This window comes from Micromonospora sp. CV4 (assembly GCF_003667455.1).
GTDB lineage: Bacteria > Actinomycetota > Actinomycetes > Mycobacteriales > Micromonosporaceae > Micromonospora.
Map to the genome: position 1 here is coordinate 1 of NZ_RCVI01000234.1, position 21,447 is coordinate 21,447.

Genomic DNA, 21,447 nt, shown 5'->3' on the forward strand with positions numbered 1-21,447 from the left:
GGTCCGGGTGCAGGGCGGGAGTCAGGTGGGGCGTGAGGAGGGCGATCTGCCACTCGCGGGCGTTGAAGCCCCGCAGGGTCTCCGCCACCGCGTCCTCGGTGAGCTCCTCCGGAGGGGTCCACGCCAACCGGCGTACCGAATCCGGGGTGATCAGATTCTCCGGGGGCAGGTTGTGCTTGCCGGCGATGCGGACCACCACCTCCCGGCAGCGGGCCAGCCGACCGGCCGCCACCGGGTCGCGCTCGGCCCACCGGTGCGGCGGAGGCGGGCCCTCCACCGCCGGGGTGACCGGCAGCGCGTCGTCCGGCAGTTGCCGGGCGTCGTCGAGCGCGGCCAGCCACGTGCGGGCCAACCGGCGAACCGACCGGCCGCCGAAACCGGGCAGCGTCAGCAGGGTCTTCTCGTCCTTCGGGTCCAGCTCGGCCGCGGCGATGATCGCCGAGTCGGGCAGCACCCGACCGGGCGCGGCGTCCCGCCGGGCGGCGATCTGGTCCCGGGCGTACCACATCGAGCGGACCCGGGCCTGGGCCCGCGCCCCGCGCACGCGATGGATGCCGGAGGTGCGCCGCCAGGGCTCCGCGCGCACCCGGGGCGGGCGGGCCCCGGTCCGGACCAGGGCGGCGAACTCCTCCGCGGCCCAGGCCGACTTGCCCTGCCGGGCCAGCTCGGCGTCCAGCGCGTCGCGCAGGTCGGTGAGCATTTCCACGTCCAGGGCGGCGTAGGTGAGCCACGACTCGGGCAGCGGCCGGCTCGACCAGTCGGCCGCCGAGTGGTGCTTCTCCAGGGTGAACCCGAGCAACTGCTCGGTCAGCGCGGCCAGGCCGACCCGCTCGAACCCGGCCAGCCGCGCCGCCAGTTCGGTGTCGAACAGCCGGCGCGGACGCAACCCCACCTCGGCGAGGCACGGCAGGTCCTGGCTCGCCGCGTGGAGCACCCACTCGGCCTCGCCGATCACGGCGTCCAGCGTGCTGAGGTCGGGCAGCGGCAGCGGGTCGATCAGCACGGTGCCGGCACCGGCCCGACGGAGCTGCACCAGGTAGGCGCGCTGGCTGTAGCGGTAGCCGGAGGCTCGCTCGGCGTCCAGGGCGACCGGGCCGGTGCCCGCGGCGAAACGCGCCACGACCTCGGCGAGCTCGGCCGGAGTGGCCACCGGATCGGGGGTGCCGTCACGCGGGGCGGTCAGCGGAACGGGCCCACCGTCGGTCGGGTCGACCCCGTCGCCCGCCGGCTGCGGCTGGGCCGACGGCGGGTGCTGGGGTGCGTTTCCCTGGAGTTCTTCGGCGGGCCGACGGCGCAGGGGTGGTTCGTCGGTCACCTGCCAACCCTAGTGCGCGCGGTGATCCGGCGGGTGCAGCCGGTCCGGCGTGTGTCGATCAGGTGTCCGCGAGGTGTCCTCCGGCCTGCCGGACATCGGGGGATACAGAGCCCGTTCGCGCAGGTTCGGGTCCGTGGAGCCGCAGAGGCTGGAAGGCAGGGCGGGGGCGCCGAGGTCAGGCGGCGCCCGCGGGGCGACGGTCGGACAGTGCGGTGACCCCCGGTGGGGGCAGGCCCGCCGTGAAGGCGAGCAGCGCGCACCAGCCGAGCAGGTGCGGGGCCAGGTCGTCGTCGACCGGGGTCCAGGAGGCGCGGATCTCGATGTCGCCGGCCGTGGGCGGGCCGGCCAGATCGCCGAACCGGGTCGACATGGTCTGGGTGACCGTTCCCCCGATGGCCCGGTGGCCGGCGTCGTGGGCGTCCAGCGCGTCGGTCAGCCAGGTCCAGCCGACCCCGGGCAGCAGCGGGTCGGCGGCCAGGTCGACCTCCAGCTCGGCGGTCACGTAGGTGACCAGCCGCAGGGTGCCCTGCCATGCCTCGTGCCCGGCCGGGTCGTGCAGCAGGATCAGCCGACCGGTGGCCACCTCGTCGCCGTCGCGCAACACCGTCGCGGAGAGCGCGAACGCGTACGGGGCCAGGCGCTGGGGGGCGCCGACCTCCTCCAGCGTGATCTCCGGCCGGGGCGCCGCCGACCGCAGCCCGGCGACCGCGCGGGCGAAGGTCTCCGGGAGCGCGATCGGGGGGGCCATGCCGGCAGCCTATGCCGCCGTCGGCCCCCCGGCTTCGACGGCGCGCCGACACCCGAATCCGTACCGCGCCTCGGCTGCGCGTACCCGGCGTCCGATCCGGGCCGGCCCGCGGCACCGGCGTTGACATGGGTCGGTGGGGACAGGAAGGTGTTCTTCCTTTCACCCCCGGCGGGGAGGGGGTGGGTGCCGTGGCACGATTGCGGCGATGAGCACGGACACCACGGGCACTGCCGCCCGAGACGGAGAACAGCGCCCCGGCGGGCCGGCCGACTCGCCCTTCATCCGAGCATGCCGACGTCGGCCCGGCCCGCACACGCCGGTCTGGTTCATGCGCCAGGCGGGCCGCTCACTGCCGGAGTACCGGGAGATCCGGGCGAGCGTGCCGATGCTGGAGTCCTGCCGCCGCCCGGAGCTGGTCACCGAGATCACCCTCCAGCCGGTGCGCCGGCACGGGGTGGACGCGGCGATCCTGTTCAGCGACATCGTGGTGCCGGTCGCCGCGGCCGGGGTCGACCTGGACATCGTGCCGGGCACCGGGCCGGTGGTCGCCGAGCCGATCGGCACCGCCGCCGACCTGGAGCGGATCCGCCCGATCACCCGCGACGACGTCTGGTACGTGGACGAGGCGGTACGACAGCTGGTGACCGAGCTGGGCGACACCCCGCTGATCGGTTTCGCCGGCGCGCCGTTCACCCTGGCCAGCTACCTGGTCGAGGGGGGCCCGTCGCGGACCCACGCGAAGACCAAGGCGCTGATGTACGGCGACCCGGAGCTGTGGCACGCGCTCTGCGGCCGGCTGGCCGAGGTGACGATCGCCTTCCTGCGGGTGCAGATCGAGGCCGGCGTGTCCGCCGTGCAGCTGTTCGACTCGTGGGCCGGCGCGCTGTCCGAGGCCGACTACCGCCGCTACGTGCTGCCGCACTCGACCGCCGTGCTCAGCGGGCTGGCGCACGCCGGTGTCCCGCGGATCCACTTCGGGGTGGGCACCGGCGAACTGCTCGGCGCGATGGGCGAGGCCGGCGCGGACGTGGTCGGCGTCGACTGGCGTACGCCGCTGGACGTCGCCACCGGCCGGATCGGCCCGGACAAGGCGGTGCAGGGCAACCTGGACCCGGCCGTGCTGCTCGCTCCCTGGCCGGTGGTCGAGGCCGAGGTGCGCCGCATCCTGGACCAGGGCAGGGCCGCTCCCGGGCACGTGTTCAACCTCGGCCACGGCGTGCTGCCGGAGACCGACCCCGACGTGCTGACCCGGGTGGTCGCGCTGGTGCATGAGCTCTCCAGCCGCCGGGCCGACCAGGGCTGACACGCGATGCGGCAGCCCTGGCGGGTGGCGGTGGTCGGCGGCGGGATCGCCGGGCTGGCGGCCGCGGTCCGGCTGCGCGACCGCGCTCCGGCCGGCACCGAGATCACGGTGTACGAACAGTCCGGCTCGCTGGGCGGCAAGCTGCGCTCCGGGGAGGTGGCCGGCCAGCAGGTGGAGTTCGGCGCCGAGTCCTTCCTGATGCGGGACCCGACGGGGGCCGAGTCCGCGGCGGTGGCGTTGGCCCGCCGGCTCGGGTTGGCCGAGCAGATCGTGCACCCCACGGTCGGGCAGGCCGCGCTGGTCGTCGACGGAGGGCTGCGCCCCATCCCGGGCGGCACCCTGGTGGGCGTACCCGGGGATCTGGACCGGGTGACCACGGTCGCCCGCCCGGCCGTGGACGCCGACACCGACGGCGGCCGGCCGCTGGTCGGGCCCGACGAGGACGTCTCGGTGGGCGCGCTGGTCCGGTCCCGCTTCGGCGACGAGGTGGTCGAGCGGCTGGTCGACCCGATGCTCGGCGGCGTGTACGCCGGCCGCGCCGACGACCTCTCCCTGGTCACCACCATGCCGGCACTGGCCCGCGCGGCCCGGGTGGAGCACACCCTGACCGGCGCGGTCCGGGCGGCGCAGGCCGCCGCGCCGCGCGCGCCCGGCGCCCCGGTCTTCGGCACCCTGGCCGGTGGGCTCAGCACCCTCGTCGAGGCGGCGGCGACGACCAGCGGCGCGACGGTGCGGCGGGAGGCGGCGGTCCGCGAACTGACCCCGACGACCACCGGCTGGCGGCTCACCGTCGGCCCGACCCGGGACCCGGAGCTGGTCGACGTGGACGCCGTGGTGCTGGCGGTGCCGGCCCGCCCGGCGGCCCGACTGCTCGCCGGTCCGGCCCCGGCGGCCGCCGCGGGTGTCGGCGAGCTGGACTACGCCAGCGTCGCGCTGGTCACCCTCGCGCTGCCCCGGCCCGAGCTGCCCGAGCTGTCCGGCTTCCTGGTGCCGAGCACCGAGGGGCTGCTGATCAAGGCGTCCACCTTCTTCACCACCAAGTGGGGGCACCTGCGCCGGCCCGACGGGTTGGCGCTGGTCCGCGCCTCGGTGGGCCGGTACGGCGAGGAGGCGCAGCTCCAGCGCCCGGACGCCGACCTGGCGGCCACCGTGCACCGGGAGTTGTCGGCGGTGCTCGGCGCGCCGCTGCCCGCCCCGGTCGACGGGCACGTGCAGCGCTGGGGAGGGGCGCTGCCCCAGTACACCCCGGGGCACGCCGACCGGGTCGCCGCCGCGCGGACGGCGTTGCGGGCCGCGCACCCCACCCTGGTCCTTGCCGGCGCCGGCTACGACGGCGTCGGCATTCCGGTCTGCGTCCGCTCCGGCGAGACGGCGGCCGACGAGATCATCACAGCACTGGGAGGATCGGCGAGATGACCGAGCAGACCAACGCGGCCCGGCTGCGGGAGCTGAACGCAAGCATCCGCTACACCATGTGGTCGGTGTTCCGGGCCAGCGCCCCGCTGCCGTCGCTGCGGGACAACGTCACCGGTGAGGTCGAGTCCCTCTTCGAGGAGCTGGCCGGTAAGGACGTGGCGATCCGGGGCGTGTACGACGTCTCCGGGCTGCGCGCTGACGCGGACGTGCTGATCTGGTGGCACTCCGCCTCCAGCGACGCGCTCCAGGACGCGTACCTGCGGTTCCGCCGCACCACGCTGGGGCGGGCGATGACCCCGGTCTGGTCGCAGATGGCGTTGCACCGGCCGGCGGAGTTCAACAAGAGCCACATCCCGGCGTTCCTGGCCGGGGAGGAGGCCCGCTCGTACATCTGCGTCTACCCGTTCGTCCGCTCCTACGAGTGGTACCTGCTGCCCGACGCCGAGCGGCGCGAGATGCTGGCCGAGCACGGCCGGCTGGCCCGTGGCTACCCGGACGTGCGGGCCAACACCGTGGCCTCGTTCGCGCTGGGCGACTACGAGTGGATGCTCGCCTTCGAGGCCGACGAGTTGCACCGTATCGTCGACCTGATGCGTGACCTCCGTGCCTCCGGCGCCCGTCGGCACGTCCGGGAAGAGGTCCCGTTCTACACCGGCCGCCGCCGCTCGGTCGCCGAGATCGTCAACTGCCTGGTCTGACCCCCGCGGACGCGGGTCCGAGTGGGCGGAGCATGACCTGTTCGCGGCGTACGCCGTCGGGCAGCAGGTCGCCGACCTCGTCGGTGAGGCTGAAGCCGGCGCGCCGGTAGAGGGCCTTCGCCGCCGCGTTGTCCGGCATGACGGTGAGGCGCAGCCGGTCGGCGCCGCCGTCGCGGGCCCAGTTCGCCACCGCCTCCACCAGGTGGTGGCCGACCTTGCGGCCGCGCGCCTCGGGGTGCACCCACATCGAGATCAGCTCCCTGACGAGCGGGTCCGGCGTGGGTACGCCGCTGGCCATCCCGACCGGCCGCCCGTGCAGGGTGGCCACCAGGTTGTGCGAGCCGGGGATGCTCAGCCGGTCACGCCAGCGCTGCTCGCGGTCGCCGTCGCCCTGCCAGTCGGCCAGCCGGGAGCCGAACGCCTCCGGCGCCTCGGTGAGGGCGGCGAGCCGCAGCTGGCGCCAGGTTGGCCAGTCGTCCGGGGTGAGCACGGTCATCTCGATCATGTCGGGATGATGCCGGTGGGCGGCGGCGTGCACCACTGCATTTCCCCGCCGGCCGGCGCCGCACCCCCGCCCGGGTGCGGCGCCGGACGGGGATCAACTGGTCGTGGTGCAGGAGACCAGCGGAAGCGGGTTGGTGCCGTTCCACGAGCCGAGGAAACCGAACGTCGTGCTCGCTCCGGCGGCGAGGCTGCCCGGAGTGGTGCGCAGCCCGGCGTAGAACAGCGCGTACGCCACCGCGGTGGTGACCACGCCCAGGTGCAGCAGCAGCGCCACGGTGTCGACGCGCACCGGCACGCCGACCCCGGCGACCAGCGCCACCGGGGCGAGCGTCAGCGCGCCGATCACGGTGGAGATGGTGGTCAGCGTCATCGGCGCGGTGCGCTGCGAGACCTGTCGGCTGATCAGGGTGGTCACGGCGTAGCCGAGGCCGGACCCGGCCGCCGCGAGCAGGCCGAGCAGTGGGGCGGGCGCCGCCGCGGTGGGCTCCGCGGTGGCGCCGGTGATCAGCGCGAGACCGGCCACGGCGGCGACCAGTGTGCCGAGCCGCAGCGGGCCGGGGATCCGGCGGGCCCGCGCCGATTCCCAGGTCGCGGCGAGCACCGGGGCCAGGCCGAGGCTGACCACGGTGGCCACGCCGACTCCGGCCAGCGCCACGGCGGCGAAGTAGAGCGCCTGGTAGAGGCCGAGGCCGACGCCGGTGAGCAGCAGCGGCACCGGTGCCGCGCGCAGGGCGGCCAGCAGCGCGCCGAGCCGGCCGGCGGTGCACGCCAGCAGGACGAGCGCGGCGATGGCCAGGCGGTGGAAGCCGATGCTCACCGGGCTGAGCCCGGTGCTCTCGCGCAGCAGTTGCACCGCCACGCCGGTGGTGCCCCACAGCACTCCGGTGACGGTGATCTGGATCAGGCCGGTGCGGGCCTGGGTGACGGCCGGGGCGGCCGGCGGGAGGGTACGGGAGGTGGACACGGGTGCGCTCCGAGAGGGTGAGCCGTTGACGGGGACGACGTCGACGGAGCGCGTACGGCGGAGTGGCCGAGCCGGTCAGTCACCGGTCGGCGGGAGGCGCGGCGCTCCGGTCAGGAGCGCGGCGGGGGCAGGACGCCCAGGAACGGCCGCATCGGACGACCGTACCCCAGGAGGCGGGGATCAGGCGGGGCGCGCGCCGACGGCGTCGCGGATCTCGGCGCCCTCGGCGCCCTCGACCGCCCGGGCGCAGTGCCCGCAGCAGAAGAACCGGCCGTTGACCTCCACGCCGTGCCCGACGATCTTGATCTCGCAGTGCTCACAGATCGGTGCCAGTCGGTGGATCGCGCACTCGAACGAGTCGAAGGTGTGCACGTCGCCGCTGACCGTACGCACCTCGAACGCCATCCAGTAGTCGTTGCCGCAGACCTCGCAGGTAGCCACAGAAACCCCCGTATCAGGACATGTACCTTCAGAATGCCGCGTCTGGCGGCGGCTGCGGGCGGAATGCCACCACCCGGGCGGCCCGGGCGGCGTGTCGGCTCCGGCGTGTCGTCCGTTAGGCCGGGTGAACCGCCGCAACACCGGGAGGGATCGCAGTGATCAAGCGCAACAAGCTCTTCGGCAACCAGACCCGGGTCACCTTCTGCCTGCCCCGGGACACCCCGCCCGGCCCAGTGAGCGTGGTGGGCTGCTTCAACGGTTGGGAGCCCGGCCGGCACGAGCTGGTGACCCGCCGCGACGGCACCCGGACGGTGACCGTGCGGCTCGGGCCGGGGGAGTACCGGTTCCGCTACCTCGCCAGCGGTGGGGTCTGGCTGGACGACGAATCAGCCGACCAGGTCGACGACCGGGGCGGTCTGCTCCGGCTCTGACAGAAAACTCGCCATCATCGATGTATTTATCGATGAGGGTCTTTACTGTTAACAAAGTTTAAATTACGTTGAGGGGCACCCACCGGACCTGGAGAAGGAGCTGCCCCGATGCGTCGAAGAATCACCGTCCCCCTGGTGGCGGCGGGGGCCGTCGCCGCCACCCTCACCGTCGCCGCGCCCGCCCAGGCGCACGGCTACGTGTCCGCCCCACCGAGCCGGCAGGCGCTCTGCGCCCAGGGCCGGGTGCCCGACTGTGGGCAGATCAAGTACGAGCCGCAGAGCGTCGAGGGGCCCAAGGGCCTCCGCAGCTGCAACGCGGGAATCGCCCACTTCGCCGTTCTCAACGACGACAGCCGGGGCTGGCCGGCCACGTCGGTCGGCAGCTCGCTGACCTTCACGTGGGTGAACACCGCCCGGCACGCGACCAGCAACTGGGAGTACTGGATCGGCAACACCCGGGTCGCCTCGGTCAACGGCAACGGCCAGCAGCCGGGGGCCACCGTCTCGCACAATGTCAACCTCGGCGGCTTCTCCGGCCGGCAGAAGATCCTCGCGGTGTGGAACATCGCCGACACCGCGAACGCCTTCTACTCCTGCACCGATGTGCAGATCGGCGGCGGAGGCGGTGGGCCCGCGCCCACGCCCACCCCGACGCCCACGCCCACGCCGCGGCCCACTCCGACGGCCTCGCCGACCACTCCGCCCGCGCCGGGCGGCACCTGGACGACCGGCCGGGCGTACCAGGTCGGTGACCAGGTGACCTACGGCGGTCGGACGTACCGCTGCCGGCAGCCGCACACCGCGATCGCCGGGTGGGAGCCGCCGAACGTGCCGGCGCTCTGGAGTCAGGTCTGACCGCACGGGTGCGGCCCCGGTCGCACCCGTGTCGCCGTCCTCGCGTTGATCGGAGCACCCGGCATGACACGCCGAAGCCTGCTGGCGCCCCTGCTCACCGTGCTGCTGCTCGCCGCCGCCTGCGCCGGGCCGCCCGCGTCGACCCCGTCGGCCGCGCCCCAACCGGCTCCCGCGTCCCCGGCCGCGTCGGCGGCGGCCGGGGACGCGCTGAGCGGCATCGACGTGGTCTTCCTGAGCACGATGGTCGGGCACAGCGAACGCACCCTGCAGATCGTCCGGCTCGCCCGGGACCGGGTGCGCGACGGCTCGCTGCGCACCCTGGCCGCCGCCATCGAGGTGACCGAGGCGGACGAGCTGACCGCCATGCGGGGCTGGCTGCCCACGGCGGGGCCGGGTGCCAGCGCGGGCGGGCACCACCACGCCGGGCACGGGGACGACGCCGCGCTCGACCGGCTGCGGGCCGCGTCGGACGCCGACGTGGACCGGGTGCTGCGCGAGGTGCTCGCCGACCATCAGCGGGCGGCGGCCGACCTGGCCCGGGCCCAGGTGGACGTGGGCCGCAGCCAGCAGGTCCGCGACCTGGCCCGGCGGATCGAGCAGTCCCGGACCGCCGAGGTCGAGCTGCTGACCGGGCCGCCGGCCGCGCGGCGGTGAGCGGGGTACGCCGTCCGCCGCGCGGTGGCCGCTCAGGTCAGCGGGGTTCCAGCCGGATGGAGACCGAGTTGACGCAGTGCCGGGTGTCCTTCGGGGTGAAGCCCTCGCCGTGGAAGACGTGCCCGAGGTGGCTGTTGCAGCGGGCGCAGCGGATCTCCACGCGGGCCATGCCGAGGCTGCGGTCCTCGATCTCCTTGACCCGGCCCGGGATGGCGTCGTCGAAGCTCGGCCACCCGCAGTGCGAGTCGAACTTCGTGTCGCTGGAGAAGAGTTCCAGCCCGCAGGCGCGGCAGTTGTAGACGCCAGCGGTCTTGGTGTCCACGTACTCACCGGTCCACGGGCGTTCGGTGCCGGCCTCCCGCAGTACGTGGAACTCCTCGGGGGTCAACCGGACCCGCCACTCGTCCTCGGTCTGGGGCAGTTCGTTGTCGTCAAGACTCACGCCCCAACGGTACGTCGAACGTCGGGGGCGTGGCATAAGGTCGCGGGATGGGTGGCACCAAGGCAGCGGTCGCCGAGGTCGAGGTGGCCGGGCACACGGTCCGGCTGAGCAGTCCCGACCGGGTGATCTTCCCGGAGCGGGGCTTCACCAAGGCGGACGTCTTCCACTACTACCTGGCGGTCGGCGACGGGATCATGCGCGCCCTGCGGGACCGGCCCACCACGCTGCAACGCTTCCCCGAGGGCGTCGAAGGCGAGATGTTCTTCCAGAAGCGGGTGCCCCAGCGGGGCGTGCCGCCCTGGGTGACGACCGCGGAGATCACCTTCCCGAGCGGCCGGAGCGCGGCGGAGCTCTGCCCGGCCGACCTGGCCCACGTGGCCTGGGCCGCACAGATGGGCACGATCGTGTTCCACCCGTGGCCGGTGCGCGCCGCCGACGTGGACCGCCCCGACGAGCTGCGCATCGACCTGGACCCGCAGCCCGGCACCGACTTCGCCGACGCGGCGCGCGCCGCCGGGGAGGTCCGCGCGGTGCTCGACGAGCTGGGCGCCACCGGCTGGCCGAAGACCTCCGGCGGCCGGGGCGTGCACGTCTACCTGCGCATCGCCCCACGCTGGACGTTCACCGAGGTGCGCCGGGCAACCATCGCGCTCGCCCGGGAGGTGGAGCGCCGCTGCCCCGAGCTGGTCACCACCGCCTGGTGGAAGGAGGAGCGGGGCAGCCGGGTCTTCGTCGACTACAACCAGATGGCCCGGGACCGCACGATCGCCTGCGCGTACTCGTTGCGCGCCAACGCGCGGGCCACCGTCTCCACCCCGGTCACCTGGGACGAGCTGCCCGACGTCGACCCGGACGACTTCGACCTGCGCACCGTCCCCGCTCGGCTGACGGAACGGGGCGACCCGCACGCCGGCATCGACGACACCCCGTGGGACATCACTCCGCTCCTTGAGTGGGCCGAGCGGGACGCCGCCGCCGGCCAGGGCGACCTGCCGTACCCACCGGACCACCCGAAGATGCCCGGCGAGCCCAAGCGGGTGCAGCCGAGCCGCGCCAAGCGCGCCCCCGACGGCTCCGCCTGACACGCGTCGCGCCTTTTTTCTGGCTCGCGCCCGTCACGACCGGCGCTCGACCGGACATGAGGTAGACGTGAGCTTCGGGACCGAGCACGAGGACCGCTTCCGACGCGTCTACGCGGCCAACTTCGAGCCGCTGCTGGCGTACGCCATGCGGCGCGTCGAGCTGCCCGAGGACGCGGCCGACGTGGTCGCCGAGACCTTCCTCGTCGCCTGGCGGCGCAGCCGGGAGATGCCGGCCGAGGCCGAGGTCCGGCTCTGGCTGCACGGCGTGGCCCGGCGGGTGCTGGCCAACCACCACCGCGGCGGCATGCGCCGGGGACGACTGGGTGAACGATTACGGCAACGGATCAGGGCGGCCGTCACGGTCGACCCGGGCAGTGAGGTGCCCGAACGGCTCGCGGTCCGGGCCGCGCTGGCCCGGCTGGGCGAGGTCGACCGGGAGGTGTTGATGCTGACCTTCTGGGAGGGCCTGGAGCCGCGCGAGGTCGCCACGGTCCTGGGCGTGAGCCCGGCCGCGGTCCGTACCCGGCTGTCGCGGGCCCGGGCCCGGTTGCGCGAACTCGTCGGTGACGATCTCGGGCCACCCGGACATGTACTCGACGTCATGGCCGCACGAGCGTCAGAGGAGGGCAGATGACCGACGAGCACCTCGACCGGATGGTCCGAGACGCCGACCCGCACCGACCCGATGTCATCACGCACCTCGACGGGGCCGCACAGCACCTCCTGGAGGAGATCATGTCCACGCCGACCCTCGAACCCGCGGCCGAACCACCGGCCGTACGGTCCCGCCGGCGCCGTACGGTGCTGAGCGGTCTCGTCAGCGCCAGCGCCGCGGCGGCCGTTCTCGCCGTCGTCTTCGCTGTCTCGATCATGAATGCGGATTCGCCCGCCGGCCCCGAAGCGTCCCCGCAGGTCGGTCCCACCTCCGAGGCGACGACAGCAACCTCCTACTCGGCGATGGTCCTCAAGGCGGCCGAGGAGAGCCCGCGCCTGTTGATCGACCAGCCTGGCTGGAAGGCGACCACCGTCTACGGGTTCGCCGAGAAGGAGGGCACCATCGCCTTCCGCAACGGCGAGGTGCAGTTGGCGATGAACTGGTACCCCGCCGGCCAGTACGACGGCTACCACAGGGATCGGCTCCACGTCAGCGAGCCGGAGCCGGTCAAGGTCGACGGCTGGCCGGGCGACCTGTTCCGGTACAGCGCGAGCGACTTCGCGGTCATGCTGAAGCCCCGCGACGGTTCCTTCGTCGAGCTCCGTACCGGGGGCGCCTTGACGCGGAACGAATTCGACCGCGTTCTGGCCGACGTGGTCCGCGTCGACGCCCGTACCTGGCTGGCCGCCCTTCCGGCGGAGATCGTGACGCCGGGGCGGGTGGACGAGCAGGCGGCCAAGATCCTCGCGGGTGTGCCGCTCCCTCCGGGTTTCGACGCCGCGGCGCTGGGCGACCTGGGCGTCAACGACGCCTACCAGTTCGGCGCCAAGGTGACCAGCCGCGTCGGCTGTGGGTGGATCGCCGAGTGGCTGCGCGCGAAGCAGGCCGGCGACGACGCCGCGGCGAAGCGGGCCGTCGACGCTCTGCGCAGCAGCCACACGTGGAAGGTGCTGCACCAGATGAACGACGAGGGCGACTGGCCGGAGGTGTTCTGGGAGACCGCCGACGAGGTGGTCGCCGGGAAGCGGCCCGCCGGGTACCGGGAGGCCCTGGGCTGCGAGTGACCGCCCCAGGCCGTCGAGCGGCTTTCGGCCGGGCGCCGAGGATCAGCGGATCCTCGGCGCCCGTTGTCGTCGCGAGCGGCAACATTTTCCCGAACCTATTGACTTTCGATAGGTACCGAGCGAAGATCGATGCATGGTCGTAGAGCATCGAGCGGTGTTTCCGCTCAGAGTCTTCCTCGTGGTGCTGTTCGGGGTCCTGGTCATGTTCCAGACCTTCTCGCTGCCCGGGCAGTTCGCCCACATGGCGAAGGAGTCGCCGGACTTCGCCTACCTCAGGTGGCCGGCGACCGCCGTGACGGTGTTCTGGGTGCTGTGCGTCCAGGTGGTCATCGTGGCCACGTGGAAGCTGCTCAGCCTGGTCGAGAACGACCGCATCTTCACGGAGGGGGCCCTCAAGTGGGTGGACGCCATCGTCTGGGCCGTCGCCGCCGCGTGGGTCGTGCTCGTGGGCGTCTTCCTGTACGTCGGGTTCAACGCGGCTGACCCGGGACTGCCACTCCTGCTGTTCCTCATGACGACGGGCGTCACGGTGCTGGGGCTGCTGATGGTGGTGATGCGCGCACTGCTGCGGCAGGCCACCGCCCTGCGTACCGACATGGAGGCGGTGATCTGATGCCGATCATCGTCCGCATCGACGTCGAACTGGCGAAACGCAAGATGAGCGTCGGTGAGTTCGCCGAACGGGTCGGCCTCACGCCGGCGAACGTGGCCGTCCTGAAGAACGGCCGGGCCAAAGCTGTCCGCTTCAGCACGCTGGAAGCCATGTGCCGGGTGCTCGACTGCCAGCCCGGCGATCTGCTCGAGTGGGTCGAGGAGGAAACCCCGTGAAGTACGTCCTCGTGATCGCCGTCATCCTCGTCGTCGCGCTCGGTGTCGCGGGCATCGTGCTCGGGGAGGCCGATGACTCTCCGGGCCTCCAGCTCCTGGGCGTCGTGATCGTCGTCGGCGCGATCGCGTTCGGCGTCCGGAGCGCCCGACGCGGCAGGTAGCGGCGCGGCCCAGCGCCGCGCAGCCCGACCCGATCCGACCGAGCTGAACCGGTGTCCCCGCGTAACGATCAAGTAACGGGCGCGAACCTTTCCCGGTAGATGACCTGTCTTGATGGTCGTCGGCCCGCCGGGGCCAGGGGAGGCGTCGGATGAAGTTGGTGTGGAGGCGGGCTCGCGAGGCGCGCGGTCTGCTGGTTGCCGCGGTGATCGCCGCCCTGGTCGCCGTCGCGTTGGTCACCGGCCTTTCCGACTACAACCGCCGCGCGGTGGACGCCGGGCAGCGGGCCCTGGTGGCAGCCTCGCCGGCCGAGGAACGCGGCCTGCTGGTCAGCGGCTCCAGTGGACGCGACGCCGCCGATTTCGCCGCCCGGGACAAGGCCGTCCGGGCCGGGTTCGCCGGCGGGCTCGCCGGCGTCCCGGTCACCGTCGGCGCAGCGCGGTACGGCACCGGCCGGGAGCTGACCGGCGACCTCGGATCCGTGCCCCGCACCGACGACGAGCCCGTCTTCGCGAACGTGGCCACGTTCGACGACCTGGCCGGGCACGCGGAGCTGACCAGCGGGGCGTGGCCCCGGCCCGGGGCGAACCCGATCCAGGTGAGCCTCCCCGAACGGGTCGCCGGCCAGCTGGGCCTGAGCGTCGGTGAACGTGTCCCCGTGCGCGACCGGTCCGTCGAACGGCGCAGCGAACTGGTGGTCGCCGGCATCTGGCGGCCCCGTGACCCGACCGACGCGTACTGGCTGCTGGCTCCCGGAGTAGGAGCGGGCAGCGTCGGCTCCAACACCTCGTACGGGCCGTTCGCGCTCGACCCGGCTGACTTCGCGACCACCTTCCCGGGCTCGGTGTCGGCGTCCTGGCTGGCCGAACCGGACCTCGCTGGCGTCGACACGGCCGACCTGCCCGCCCTACGCACGGCTCTCACGGCTGCCGCCGCGGCGGTCCCCGAGGCTGCCGAGCTGGGCTCCTCGGGGCAGACGATGACCAAGATGGAGCTGCTGCTGGACCGGATCGCCCGAGCCGATCTGGTGGGTCGCTCCGCGCTGGCCACCCCGCTGCTGCTCATCCTGGTGCTCGGCGGGTACGCGCTGGTGCTGGTCGCCGCTCTGCTGCACGAGGACCGCCGCCCGCAGACGGCACTGCTGCGTGCCCGCGGCGCCGCTCGCCGGCAGCTGGCCGGCCTGGCCGCCCGCGAGGCCACCCTGGTGGTGGCCCCGGCCGCCCTGCTGGGGCCGGTGATCGCCGGGGAGGCGTTACGGTTCGTCCGGCCCGGCGGGTCGGCGGAACTCTCCACCGCCGGCGGTAACACCACCCTGGTCTGGGCGGCTGCGGCGGCCACCGCTGCCGGCTGCCTGGTGGCGATGGTTCTTCCGACGCTGCGCGGCGCCGGCACGTACGTGGCCGACATGGCCGCCCGGTCCCGGCCGAACCGGGCGGCGAGCGTCCAGCGCGCCAGCGTCGACCTGGTGCTGGTGGCGCTCGCCGTGCTCGCCTGGGTGCAGCTGCGCCAGTACGCCTCCCCGCTGGCCGGCTCGGGCGGCCGGCTCGGGCTCGACCCGCTGCTGGTCGCCGCCCCGACGCTCGGCGTGCTGGCCGGTGCCGTGCTGGCGCTGCGGGTGCTTCCGCCGCTCACCCGTTTCGCCGAGCGTTTCGTCGACCGGCGCCCCTGGACGGCCACCATGTTCGGCATGTGGCAGGCCGGTCGGCGTCCACACGCCGGCCCGGTGCTGCTGCTCGCCCTCGCCGTCGGCGGGAGCACCCTGGCCTGGTCCCTGATCAGCACTGGCGAGCGGTCCCAGGTCGAGCAGGCCGGTCACACGGTCGGCGCCGACCTGCGGGTGACCGAGCGGGCCGGTTCCGCCCCGCCGACCCGGGCCGGTCAGATCGCCGCCCTGCCGGGCGTGGACCGGGCGTTGCCGGCGTGGCGCGACGAGATCCGGGTCGGGCGCGAGGATCTGCCGGTGACGGTCGTGGGCCTCGACTCCGCCAGCGCGGCGGGCGTCGTCCGGCTCGCCGACCGGCTGAGCGACGAACCGATGTCGAAGCAGTATGGGCGGATGGTCGAGGCCCGGGGCGGCCCCGGCGGAATCGAGCTACCCGCGGACAGTCGTGCGGTCACCGGCACGGTCCGCACCCCGGTTGGCAAGGCCGTCCGGCCGCACCGGATCGCGGTGGCGCTGCTGTTCACCAGTGCCAACGGGCTCGCCTTCCGGCTGCCGGCGGTCGACGCTCCCAGCGACGGTCGGGCCACGCCCTTCACCGTGCGCCTGCCGGACGTGGGTGGGACGCGGCTGCGGCTGGCCGGGTTCGAGGCCGACGGTGGGCCGGCCGCCGGCACCTCGTACCGGCTCGAGGTCGATGGCTTGACACTGGTCGGCGCGGACGGCACGACCCGGCCGGCGGAGCTGACCGGCGACTGGGTGCTGGGGAGGTCCGGTGAGCCGTCCGTGCCGGCGCAGCCGAGCGCCAACGGGGTCGCCGGCGAACGGCACGTGGAGCTGATTCCGGGCGGCCAGTTCGCCTACCAACCGCAGACCCGGTTCGCCATCGTGCCGGGAGGGCAGAACGCACCGGTCCCGGTGCTGATGACCCCCGGGGTACGCGAGGCGTTGAGCCTGCGCATCGGCGACACCGTCCCGCTGGCGCTCTCGGGAGCGACGGTGCAGGTCTCGCTGGTCGGGGAGTTGACGTCCGTCCCCAGCACCACCGGTGAGGGCGTGCTCCTGGACCTGCCCTCCGCGGTCGATGCGATGATCCGCGCCGGTGGCACGGTTCGATCGGTGCCGGAGTGGTGGGTCGGCGCCGACGACGCGACAGCCGCCGGCCGGGCGGTCAGGGAACTGCCCGGGGTCACCGTGCTGGACCGGGAGGCGGTGATCGAGTCGGCCGCCGAGGACCCGTACTGGCGGGGATCGCGTACCGGCATGCTTGCCGCGGCGCTGGGTGCGGTGCTGCTCGCCCTGGTCGGCCTCATGGTGGACGTGTGGGCCACCGCCCGCCACCGGCTGGGCGAGTTCGCGGTGCTGCACACCCTGGGCGCCACGCCCCGGCTGCTGGCTCGGGCGCTGCTGGCCGAACAGACCTTCCTCGCCGGCATCGGCGTGGGGGTGGGGTTGCTGCTCGGCGCCGCGGTGGGGGCCACCATGGCGCCGCTGGTCATCCTCACCCCGGCCGCCGGCCGGCCGGTGCCCGCGGCGACCTTCGTGCTGCCCTGGGTGCCGATCGGCCTGACCGCGGCCGGTCTGCTGCTGGCGGCGCTCGCTTTCAGCGCGTTCATCGCCACCGGCATCCGGCAGCGGGTGGCGGCGGTGCAGTTGCGGATCGGGGGAGAACGATGAGCGGGCGCGACGTGCGACCCGGTGACCGGGCACGACGGGGGAGTACCCGATGAGCATCGGTGCGGCCGTCCGGCGGGTCCGGACGTACGGCGGGCAGTTCCTGCTCCTGGCGGTGTTGACCCTGGTGGTCACGCTGCTGGTCAGCGGGGTGCCGCGGCTGGTCAACCGGCTCGCCGAGCAGGGCCTGCGGGAGCAGCTGACCAGTGAGCCGGCGGCCCGTCGGGACATCTCGTACACCTCCGGGGCGGGCACCGCGGGGGAGTCGGTCATGGCCGACGTCCGCGAGCGGTTCGACGCCCTCGGCGGGCAGCTGCCGCCGCGGGTGTCGTCGGCGGTGGCCGACCGGTGGTACAGCGTGGACGCCCTGCCTGGCCGGGTGAAAGGTCCCGACCTGGCGGCCCGCAACCTGATGGTCGACCTGGGCCTGCGTGCCGCGCCCGGCGTCCGGGAGGCCGGCACCCTGGTCGAGGGCTCGTGGCCGAACGACACGGTTGTCCCCGACAGGCCGATCGAGGTGGCGATCGACGCCGACGTGGCCCGCAAGGTCAACCTTCGGGCCGGCAGCCAGCTCCAGCTCGGCGCGATCGATCCCACCACCGGTGCCCTCGACGATCCGATCCCGGTCGTGGTGGCCGGGCTGTTCCGCCCCGCCGACCGCGCGGACGGCGTCTGGGACGGCCTGCCGCCGCTGCTACGGGTGACCGAGCCGCGCGGGGACGGCGAGCCGTTCATCATCGTGGGTGTGGTCGCCGAGGCGGCCCTCAGCAAGCGGGCTGCGGCGGGATGGCCGGTGAGCGCCAACTGGCGTTACCGGCTGGGCGTCGACCGCATCGACGCGCGCTACCTGGACCAGCTCATCGACGACCTGCAACAGGTGCAGCGCGACGCCCCGACCGGCCTGACGCTGACCCAGGGTGTCGACGTTCCGCTGCGGTCGTTCGCCGCCCAGGTCAACGCCGCCCGGACCCTGCTGGCGGTGATCGCGGCCGGTGTGTTCGCCACCCTGGCCGGGCTGGTCGTGCTCGCGGCCACCCTCGCCACCCGGCGGCGCCGCGCGGAGTTCGCGTTGCTGCGCGCCCGCGGTGGCGCGGCCACCGCCGGCGCCCGGCGCAGCCTCGCCGAGTCGCTGCTGGTCGTACCGGTCGCGGCGGCGCTCGGCTGGTGGCTGGGCACCCTCTTCCCCGGCGACCCGGACCCGACCGCGCCGTACGCCGCGGCGGCGACCGTGCTGGTCACCCTGGCGCTGCCGCTGGCCACGCTGGCCGTGCCGGCCGGTGGGGCGGCCCGGCGCGACCTGATCCGGATGCGCCCGTCGGCGCGCCGACTCACCGTCGAGGTCTCCCTGCTGCTGCTCGCCGGGCTCGCCGCGGTACTGCTGCGCCGGCGCGGCCTCACCCTCGGCGAGGTGGATCCGCTGCTGGTGTCGGTACCGGTGCTGCTCGCCGTCGCGGTGGCGGTGCTCGCGCTGCGGGCGTACCCCTGGCCGTTGCTGCTCGTCAGCCGGCTGGCCGCGCGGACCCGGGGCAGCGTCGCCTTCCTCGGCACGGCGCGGGCCGGCCGGTCGGCCGTCGCCGCCCCGCTGGTCGTCGTCGTGCTGGCGATCGGCACCGCGGCGTTCTGCGGGGTCGTCGCCGCCGGTGTCGACGCGAGCCGGGACCGGGCCGCAGAGCAGTCGGTCCCGGCCGACGCGCTGATCCGGGGCGAGCGCTTCGCCCCGGACACCGTCGACGCGCTCACCCGCCTGCCCGGCGTCCGGGCCGTGACCCCGCTGGTGAGCGAGCCGGACCAGCGGCTGACCGCCGATGCGCTCGGCACCAACGCGGAGCTTCGGCGGGTGACGGTGCTGCTGGTCGACGGCCCAGGCCTGGAGTCGGTGAGCCGGGAGTCCGAGGTGGATCTGCCGATACCGTCCGCGCTGCGCGCCGCCCGGGCCGAGCCCGGGGCGCTGCCCGCCATCGTCTCGCCGGCGGTCGCCGCGGACCTGACCCGGGCCGGGTTGGCCGACTCGGCCTTCATCACCGTTCAGGGCCAGCAGTACGAGTTCCGGACGGCCGGCACGGCGCAGAGTTTCCCGCTGTTGTCGACGAGCGCCAGCCGGTTCGTCATCCTGCCCTCGCAGGCCCTGCCGGCGCGCAACACCACGCCCGTGCCGACCAGCCTGCTCGTCGCCGGCGACCGGCTCGACCCGGAGGCGCTGCGCCAGGCCGGTGACCAGGGGCAGCTGCGGTACCAGCAGACCGGTGCGGTGACCGGGCGCGAACGCCCCATCGGGGCGACGGTCGACACCCGAGCGCACGTTCGACGGGTGCTCGGCGACGGCGGCGCCAACGGGGTGATGGCCTTCGGCTTCGTGGCCGGGGCCGTCGGCGGCACCGTACTCGGGTTGCTGGCCATCGCGTTCACCGTGCTGGCCGGGGCGCGAGCCCGGGGTCAGGTGCTGTCCCGGCTGCGCACCCTCGGCCTGTCCCGCCGGCAGTGGCGGGGGCTGCTGCTGGTCGAACTGACCCCGCTGGTCGCGGTGTCGGTGCTGACCGGTGCGCTGGTCGGCGCGGTGCTGCCCCTGCTGCTCAACCCGGTGCTCGGCCTGTCCGCGTTCACCAGTGGTGTGCCGGTCCGGGTGGCCTTCGAACCCAGCCTGGTCGCCGCGGTGCTCGTGCTCGGGGCGGTCGCCCTCGGCTTCGCGGTCGCCGTCGAAGCCCTGAACAACCGCCGGTTGCGCCTCGGTGAGGTGCTCCGGCTCGGAGAGGAGAGCTGAGATGACCGCTACCGCCCAGACTCCACTGGTGCCCGACCTGGCCGCTCTGCAACAGCGGGCCGCGCAACGTGCCGCCGAGCGGGCCGGCGGCCAGGACCGGCTCCGTGGGCACATCGTCTGCGACGGCCTGGTGCGCATCTTCAAGACCGAGGGGGTGGAGGTGGTCGCCCTGCAGGGGCTCGACCTGGTCATCGACCGGGGTGAGCTGGTGGCGATCGTGGGCGCCTCCGGCTCGGGCAAGTCGACGCTGCTCAACATCCTGTCCGGCCTGGACACCCCGACCGCCGGTATCGCCCGGGTGGCCGACTACGACCTGCTCGCGCTGTCGGCCAAGCGACGGCTCAGCTACCGGCGGGAGCTGGTCGGGTTCGTCTGGCAGCAGACCGGCCGCAACCTGCTGCCGTACCTGAACGCTCTGGAGAACGTCGAGCTGCCGATGCAGCTGGCCGGCAAACGGTCCCGGCGGGGCCGCCGGGAACGGGCCCGGGAGCTGCTCGACCTGGTCGGCGTGGGCTACTGCGCGGACCGGCGGCCGGGGCAGCTCAGCGGTGGCGAGCAGCAGCGGGTCGCGGTGGCGGTGGCGGTGGCCAACGACCCCGAGGTGCTCTTCGCCGACGAGCCGACCGGCGAGCTGGACGAGGCGACCGGCGCGGAGGTCTTCGGGGCGCTGCGCACGATCAACGCCGAGCTGGGTGTGACCATCGTGGTGGTCACCCACGACCACGCCGTGGCCACGCAGGTCCGCCGGACCGTCGCGATCCGCGACGGCCGGACGGCTTCAGAGGTACGCCGGACCGCGCGCGTCGGCGCGGACGGCAGCACCGAGCTGGTCAGCGAGGAGTACGCGGTGCTGGACCGGAACGGCCGGATGCAGCTGCCGGCCGCGTTCGTCGACGCGTTGGCGCTGCGGGAACGGGTTCGGCTCGATCTGGAGCCGGACCATGTGCAGGTACGGCCCGGTGACCGGGCCACGGGTGGGCAGGAGGCACGGGCGTGAGCCGTCGGAACATGGTGGTGACTGACGCTTCCGGCGTTGGCGGGGCCGACGGACGGGCCGGGTCCGCCACCGGCGAGGTGGTCCGGGTCAGCGGTGTGAGCCGGACCTTCGGCCGCGGCGAGCACGCCGTGCACGCCGTGCGGGACGTCTCGTTCGGCGCCTCCCGAGGCGAGCTGGTCGCCATCCGGGGCCGCTCCGGCGCCGGCAAGACCACGCTCCTGAACATCATCGGCGGGCTGGACCGGCCCGACAGCGGTCAGGTGGTGGTGGCCGGGCACGAGGTGACCGCGGCGGGTGAGGCGGAGCTGTTGCGCCTGCGTCGGGGCACCGTCGGTTTCGTGTTCCAGACCTTCGGGCTGGTGCCGATCCTCTCCGCCGCCGAGAACGTGGGCGTGCCGCTGCGGCTGGCCCAGGTGCCGGCGGCCGAGCGGGAGGAGCGGGTCTCGGTGCTGCTGGAGCTGGTGGGCCTGGGCGGGCACGCGGCGCAGCGACCGTACGAACTGTCCGGCGGGCAGCAGCAGCGGGTGGCGGTGGCCCGCGCGCTGGCCAACGAGCCGGACCTGCTGATCGCCGACGAGCCGACCGGTCAGCTCGACTCGGAGACCGGGCGGTCCATCATGGACCTGCTGCGCGCGGTGGTGCACGCCCGCGGCATGACGGCCCTGGTGGCCACGCACGACCCGGCCCTGATCGACCTCGCCGACCGGGTGCTCAACCTGCGCGACGGTCGCCTGGTCGACGGCTGACCGCAGACGCCGCCGCAGCCTGGCTCGCTGGCGGCTGGCTAGCGTGCGGCGGC

22 protein-coding genes and 1 pseudogene are annotated in these 21,447 nt (G+C 74.2%); 16 read left to right on the forward strand and 7 right to left on the reverse strand.

Annotation, left to right across the window (positions count from 1 at the left end; translation table 11 throughout):
• Both EAD98_RS11255 and EAD98_RS11260 read right to left on the reverse strand, forming a co-directional pair.
• Nucleotides 1–1,315 (reverse strand): ribonuclease D (locus EAD98_RS11255; protein WP_147457366.1); only part of this gene is annotated, 1,315 nt, incomplete at its 3' end.
• 175 nt (nucleotides 1,316–1,490) lie between these two features.
• On the reverse strand, nucleotides 1,491–2,063 hold the full coding sequence (locus EAD98_RS11260; RefSeq protein ID WP_121654001.1) for a DUF3000 domain-containing protein: 573 nt from the start codon (nucleotides 2,061–2,063) through the stop codon (nucleotides 1,491–1,493).
• A 205-nt stretch (nucleotides 2,064–2,268) separates the two neighbouring features.
• Here EAD98_RS11260 and hemE point away from each other — a divergent pair, with 205 nt between their 5' ends.
• The 3 genes from hemE to hemQ are packed head-to-tail and all read left to right on the forward strand — an operon-like array spanning nucleotide 2,269 to nucleotide 5,480.
• A complete protein-coding gene (gene hemE, locus EAD98_RS11270) occupies nucleotides 2,269–3,366 on the forward strand; it encodes a uroporphyrinogen decarboxylase (RefSeq protein ID WP_121654003.1) in 1,098 nt (365 codons plus the stop codon).
• Nucleotides 3,367–3,372: 6 nt separating this feature from the next.
• Entirely contained in the window at nucleotides 3,373–4,782 is a 1,410-nt protein-coding gene (gene hemG, locus EAD98_RS11275; protein ID WP_121654004.1) for a protoporphyrinogen oxidase, read from the forward strand.
• Complete coding sequence (gene hemQ / locus EAD98_RS11280; RefSeq protein ID WP_121654005.1) at nucleotides 4,779–5,480, forward strand: hydrogen peroxide-dependent heme synthase; 702 nt, start codon at nucleotides 4,779–4,781, stop codon at nucleotides 5,478–5,480. Before hemG ends, hemQ begins: the two co-directional genes overlap by 4 nt.
• Here hemQ and EAD98_RS11285 read toward each other — a convergent pair.
• The 4 genes and pseudogenes from EAD98_RS11285 to EAD98_RS11295 all read right to left on the reverse strand — a co-directional run bounded on the left by EAD98_RS11285 (nucleotide 5,464) and on the right by EAD98_RS11295 (nucleotide 7,389).
• A complete protein-coding gene (locus tag EAD98_RS11285) occupies nucleotides 5,464–5,985 on the reverse strand; it encodes a GNAT family N-acetyltransferase (RefSeq protein ID WP_121654019.1) in 522 nt (173 codons plus the stop codon). The two genes, hemQ and EAD98_RS11285, sit on opposite strands and share 17 nt — an antisense overlap.
• A gap of 93 nt (nucleotides 5,986–6,078) precedes the next feature.
• On the reverse strand, nucleotides 6,079–6,507 hold the full coding sequence (locus EAD98_RS31770; protein WP_255421222.1) for an EamA family transporter: 429 nt from the start codon (nucleotides 6,505–6,507) through the stop codon (nucleotides 6,079–6,081).
• Nucleotides 6,496–6,948, reverse strand: a pseudogene (locus EAD98_RS31775) (EamA family transporter); the annotation flags it as partial. The gene EAD98_RS31770 and the pseudogene EAD98_RS31775, both read right to left, overlap by 12 nt.
• A gap of 180 nt (nucleotides 6,949–7,128) precedes the next feature.
• The gene (locus EAD98_RS11295) at nucleotides 7,129–7,389 is read right to left on the reverse strand and encodes a Prokaryotic metallothionein (protein ID WP_089017074.1); all 261 of its coding nucleotides are present in this window, start codon (nucleotides 7,387–7,389) and stop codon (nucleotides 7,129–7,131) included.
• A gap of 155 nt (nucleotides 7,390–7,544) precedes the next feature.
• Here EAD98_RS11295 and EAD98_RS11300 point away from each other — a divergent pair, with 155 nt between their 5' ends.
• The 3 genes from EAD98_RS11300 (at nucleotide 7,545) to EAD98_RS11310 (ending at nucleotide 9,329) form a co-directional block, all read left to right on the forward strand.
• The gene (locus tag EAD98_RS11300; protein ID WP_121654007.1) at nucleotides 7,545–7,820 is read left to right on the forward strand and encodes an isoamylase early set domain-containing protein; all 276 of its coding nucleotides are present in this window, start codon (nucleotides 7,545–7,547) and stop codon (nucleotides 7,818–7,820) included.
• 108 nt (nucleotides 7,821–7,928) lie between these two features.
• Nucleotides 7,929–8,675: a lytic polysaccharide monooxygenase gene (locus EAD98_RS11305; protein ID WP_121654008.1), complete on the forward strand. Its 747-nt coding sequence runs from the start codon at nucleotides 7,929–7,931 to the stop codon at nucleotides 8,673–8,675.
• Between the two features lie 63 nt (nucleotides 8,676–8,738).
• Entirely contained in the window at nucleotides 8,739–9,329 is a 591-nt protein-coding gene (locus tag EAD98_RS11310) for a DUF305 domain-containing protein (RefSeq protein WP_121654009.1), read from the forward strand.
• Nucleotides 9,330–9,366: 37 nt separating this feature from the next.
• Here the strand turns inward: EAD98_RS11310 and msrB are convergent, their stop codons facing one another.
• Nucleotides 9,367–9,771, reverse strand: coding sequence for a peptide-methionine (R)-S-oxide reductase MsrB (msrB, locus tag EAD98_RS11315; protein ID WP_121654010.1), 405 nt, complete (start codon nucleotides 9,769–9,771; stop codon nucleotides 9,367–9,369).
• Between the two features lie 47 nt (nucleotides 9,772–9,818).
• Between msrB and ligD the strand changes: the two genes are divergently transcribed.
• The 10 genes from ligD to EAD98_RS11360 all read left to right on the forward strand — a co-directional run bounded on the left by ligD (nucleotide 9,819) and on the right by EAD98_RS11360 (nucleotide 21,394).
• Nucleotides 9,819–10,853, forward strand: coding sequence for a non-homologous end-joining DNA ligase (ligD, locus tag EAD98_RS11320; protein ID WP_121654011.1), 1,035 nt, complete (start codon nucleotides 9,819–9,821; stop codon nucleotides 10,851–10,853).
• A 67-nt stretch (nucleotides 10,854–10,920) separates the two neighbouring features.
• Nucleotides 10,921–11,487 carry an RNA polymerase sigma factor gene (locus EAD98_RS11325; RefSeq protein ID WP_121654012.1) on the forward strand — a complete coding sequence of 189 codons (567 nt, stop codon included), beginning with the start codon at nucleotides 10,921–10,923 and terminating at the stop codon, nucleotides 11,485–11,487.
• Nucleotides 11,484–12,572 (forward strand): hypothetical protein, encoded by a 1,089-nt coding sequence (locus tag EAD98_RS11330; protein ID WP_121654013.1) that lies wholly within the window; start codon nucleotides 11,484–11,486, stop codon nucleotides 12,570–12,572. Before EAD98_RS11325 ends, EAD98_RS11330 begins: the two co-directional genes overlap by 4 nt.
• Before the next feature lie 154 nt (nucleotides 12,573–12,726).
• Nucleotides 12,727–13,185 (forward strand): DUF2975 domain-containing protein, encoded by a 459-nt coding sequence (locus EAD98_RS11335; RefSeq protein ID WP_233579055.1) that lies wholly within the window; start codon nucleotides 12,727–12,729, stop codon nucleotides 13,183–13,185.
• Nucleotides 13,185–13,400 carry a helix-turn-helix transcriptional regulator gene (locus EAD98_RS11340; RefSeq protein ID WP_007457017.1) on the forward strand — a complete coding sequence of 72 codons (216 nt, stop codon included), beginning with the start codon at nucleotides 13,185–13,187 and terminating at the stop codon, nucleotides 13,398–13,400. The genes EAD98_RS11335 and EAD98_RS11340 overlap by 1 nt, the downstream gene beginning before the upstream one ends.
• Nucleotides 13,397–13,561: a hypothetical protein gene (locus EAD98_RS31245; protein WP_199723370.1), complete on the forward strand. Its 165-nt coding sequence runs from the start codon at nucleotides 13,397–13,399 to the stop codon at nucleotides 13,559–13,561. Before EAD98_RS11340 ends, EAD98_RS31245 begins: the two co-directional genes overlap by 4 nt.
• A 149-nt stretch (nucleotides 13,562–13,710) precedes the next feature.
• Nucleotides 13,711–16,896: an ABC transporter permease gene (locus EAD98_RS11345; RefSeq protein WP_121654015.1), complete on the forward strand. Its 3,186-nt coding sequence runs from the start codon at nucleotides 13,711–13,713 to the stop codon at nucleotides 16,894–16,896.
• 49 nt (nucleotides 16,897–16,945) lie between these two features.
• Entirely contained in the window at nucleotides 16,946–19,651 is a 2,706-nt protein-coding gene (locus EAD98_RS11350) for an FtsX-like permease family protein (protein ID WP_121654016.1), read from the forward strand.
• A gap of 1 nt (nucleotide 19,652) precedes the next feature.
• Complete coding sequence (locus EAD98_RS11355; protein WP_121654017.1) at nucleotides 19,653–20,648, forward strand: ABC transporter ATP-binding protein; 996 nt, start codon at nucleotides 19,653–19,655, stop codon at nucleotides 20,646–20,648.
• Between the two features lie 11 nt (nucleotides 20,649–20,659).
• Complete coding sequence (locus EAD98_RS11360; protein ID WP_121654018.1) at nucleotides 20,660–21,394, forward strand: ABC transporter ATP-binding protein; 735 nt, start codon at nucleotides 20,660–20,662, stop codon at nucleotides 21,392–21,394.
• Nucleotides 21,395–21,447: the final 53 nt, after the last annotated feature.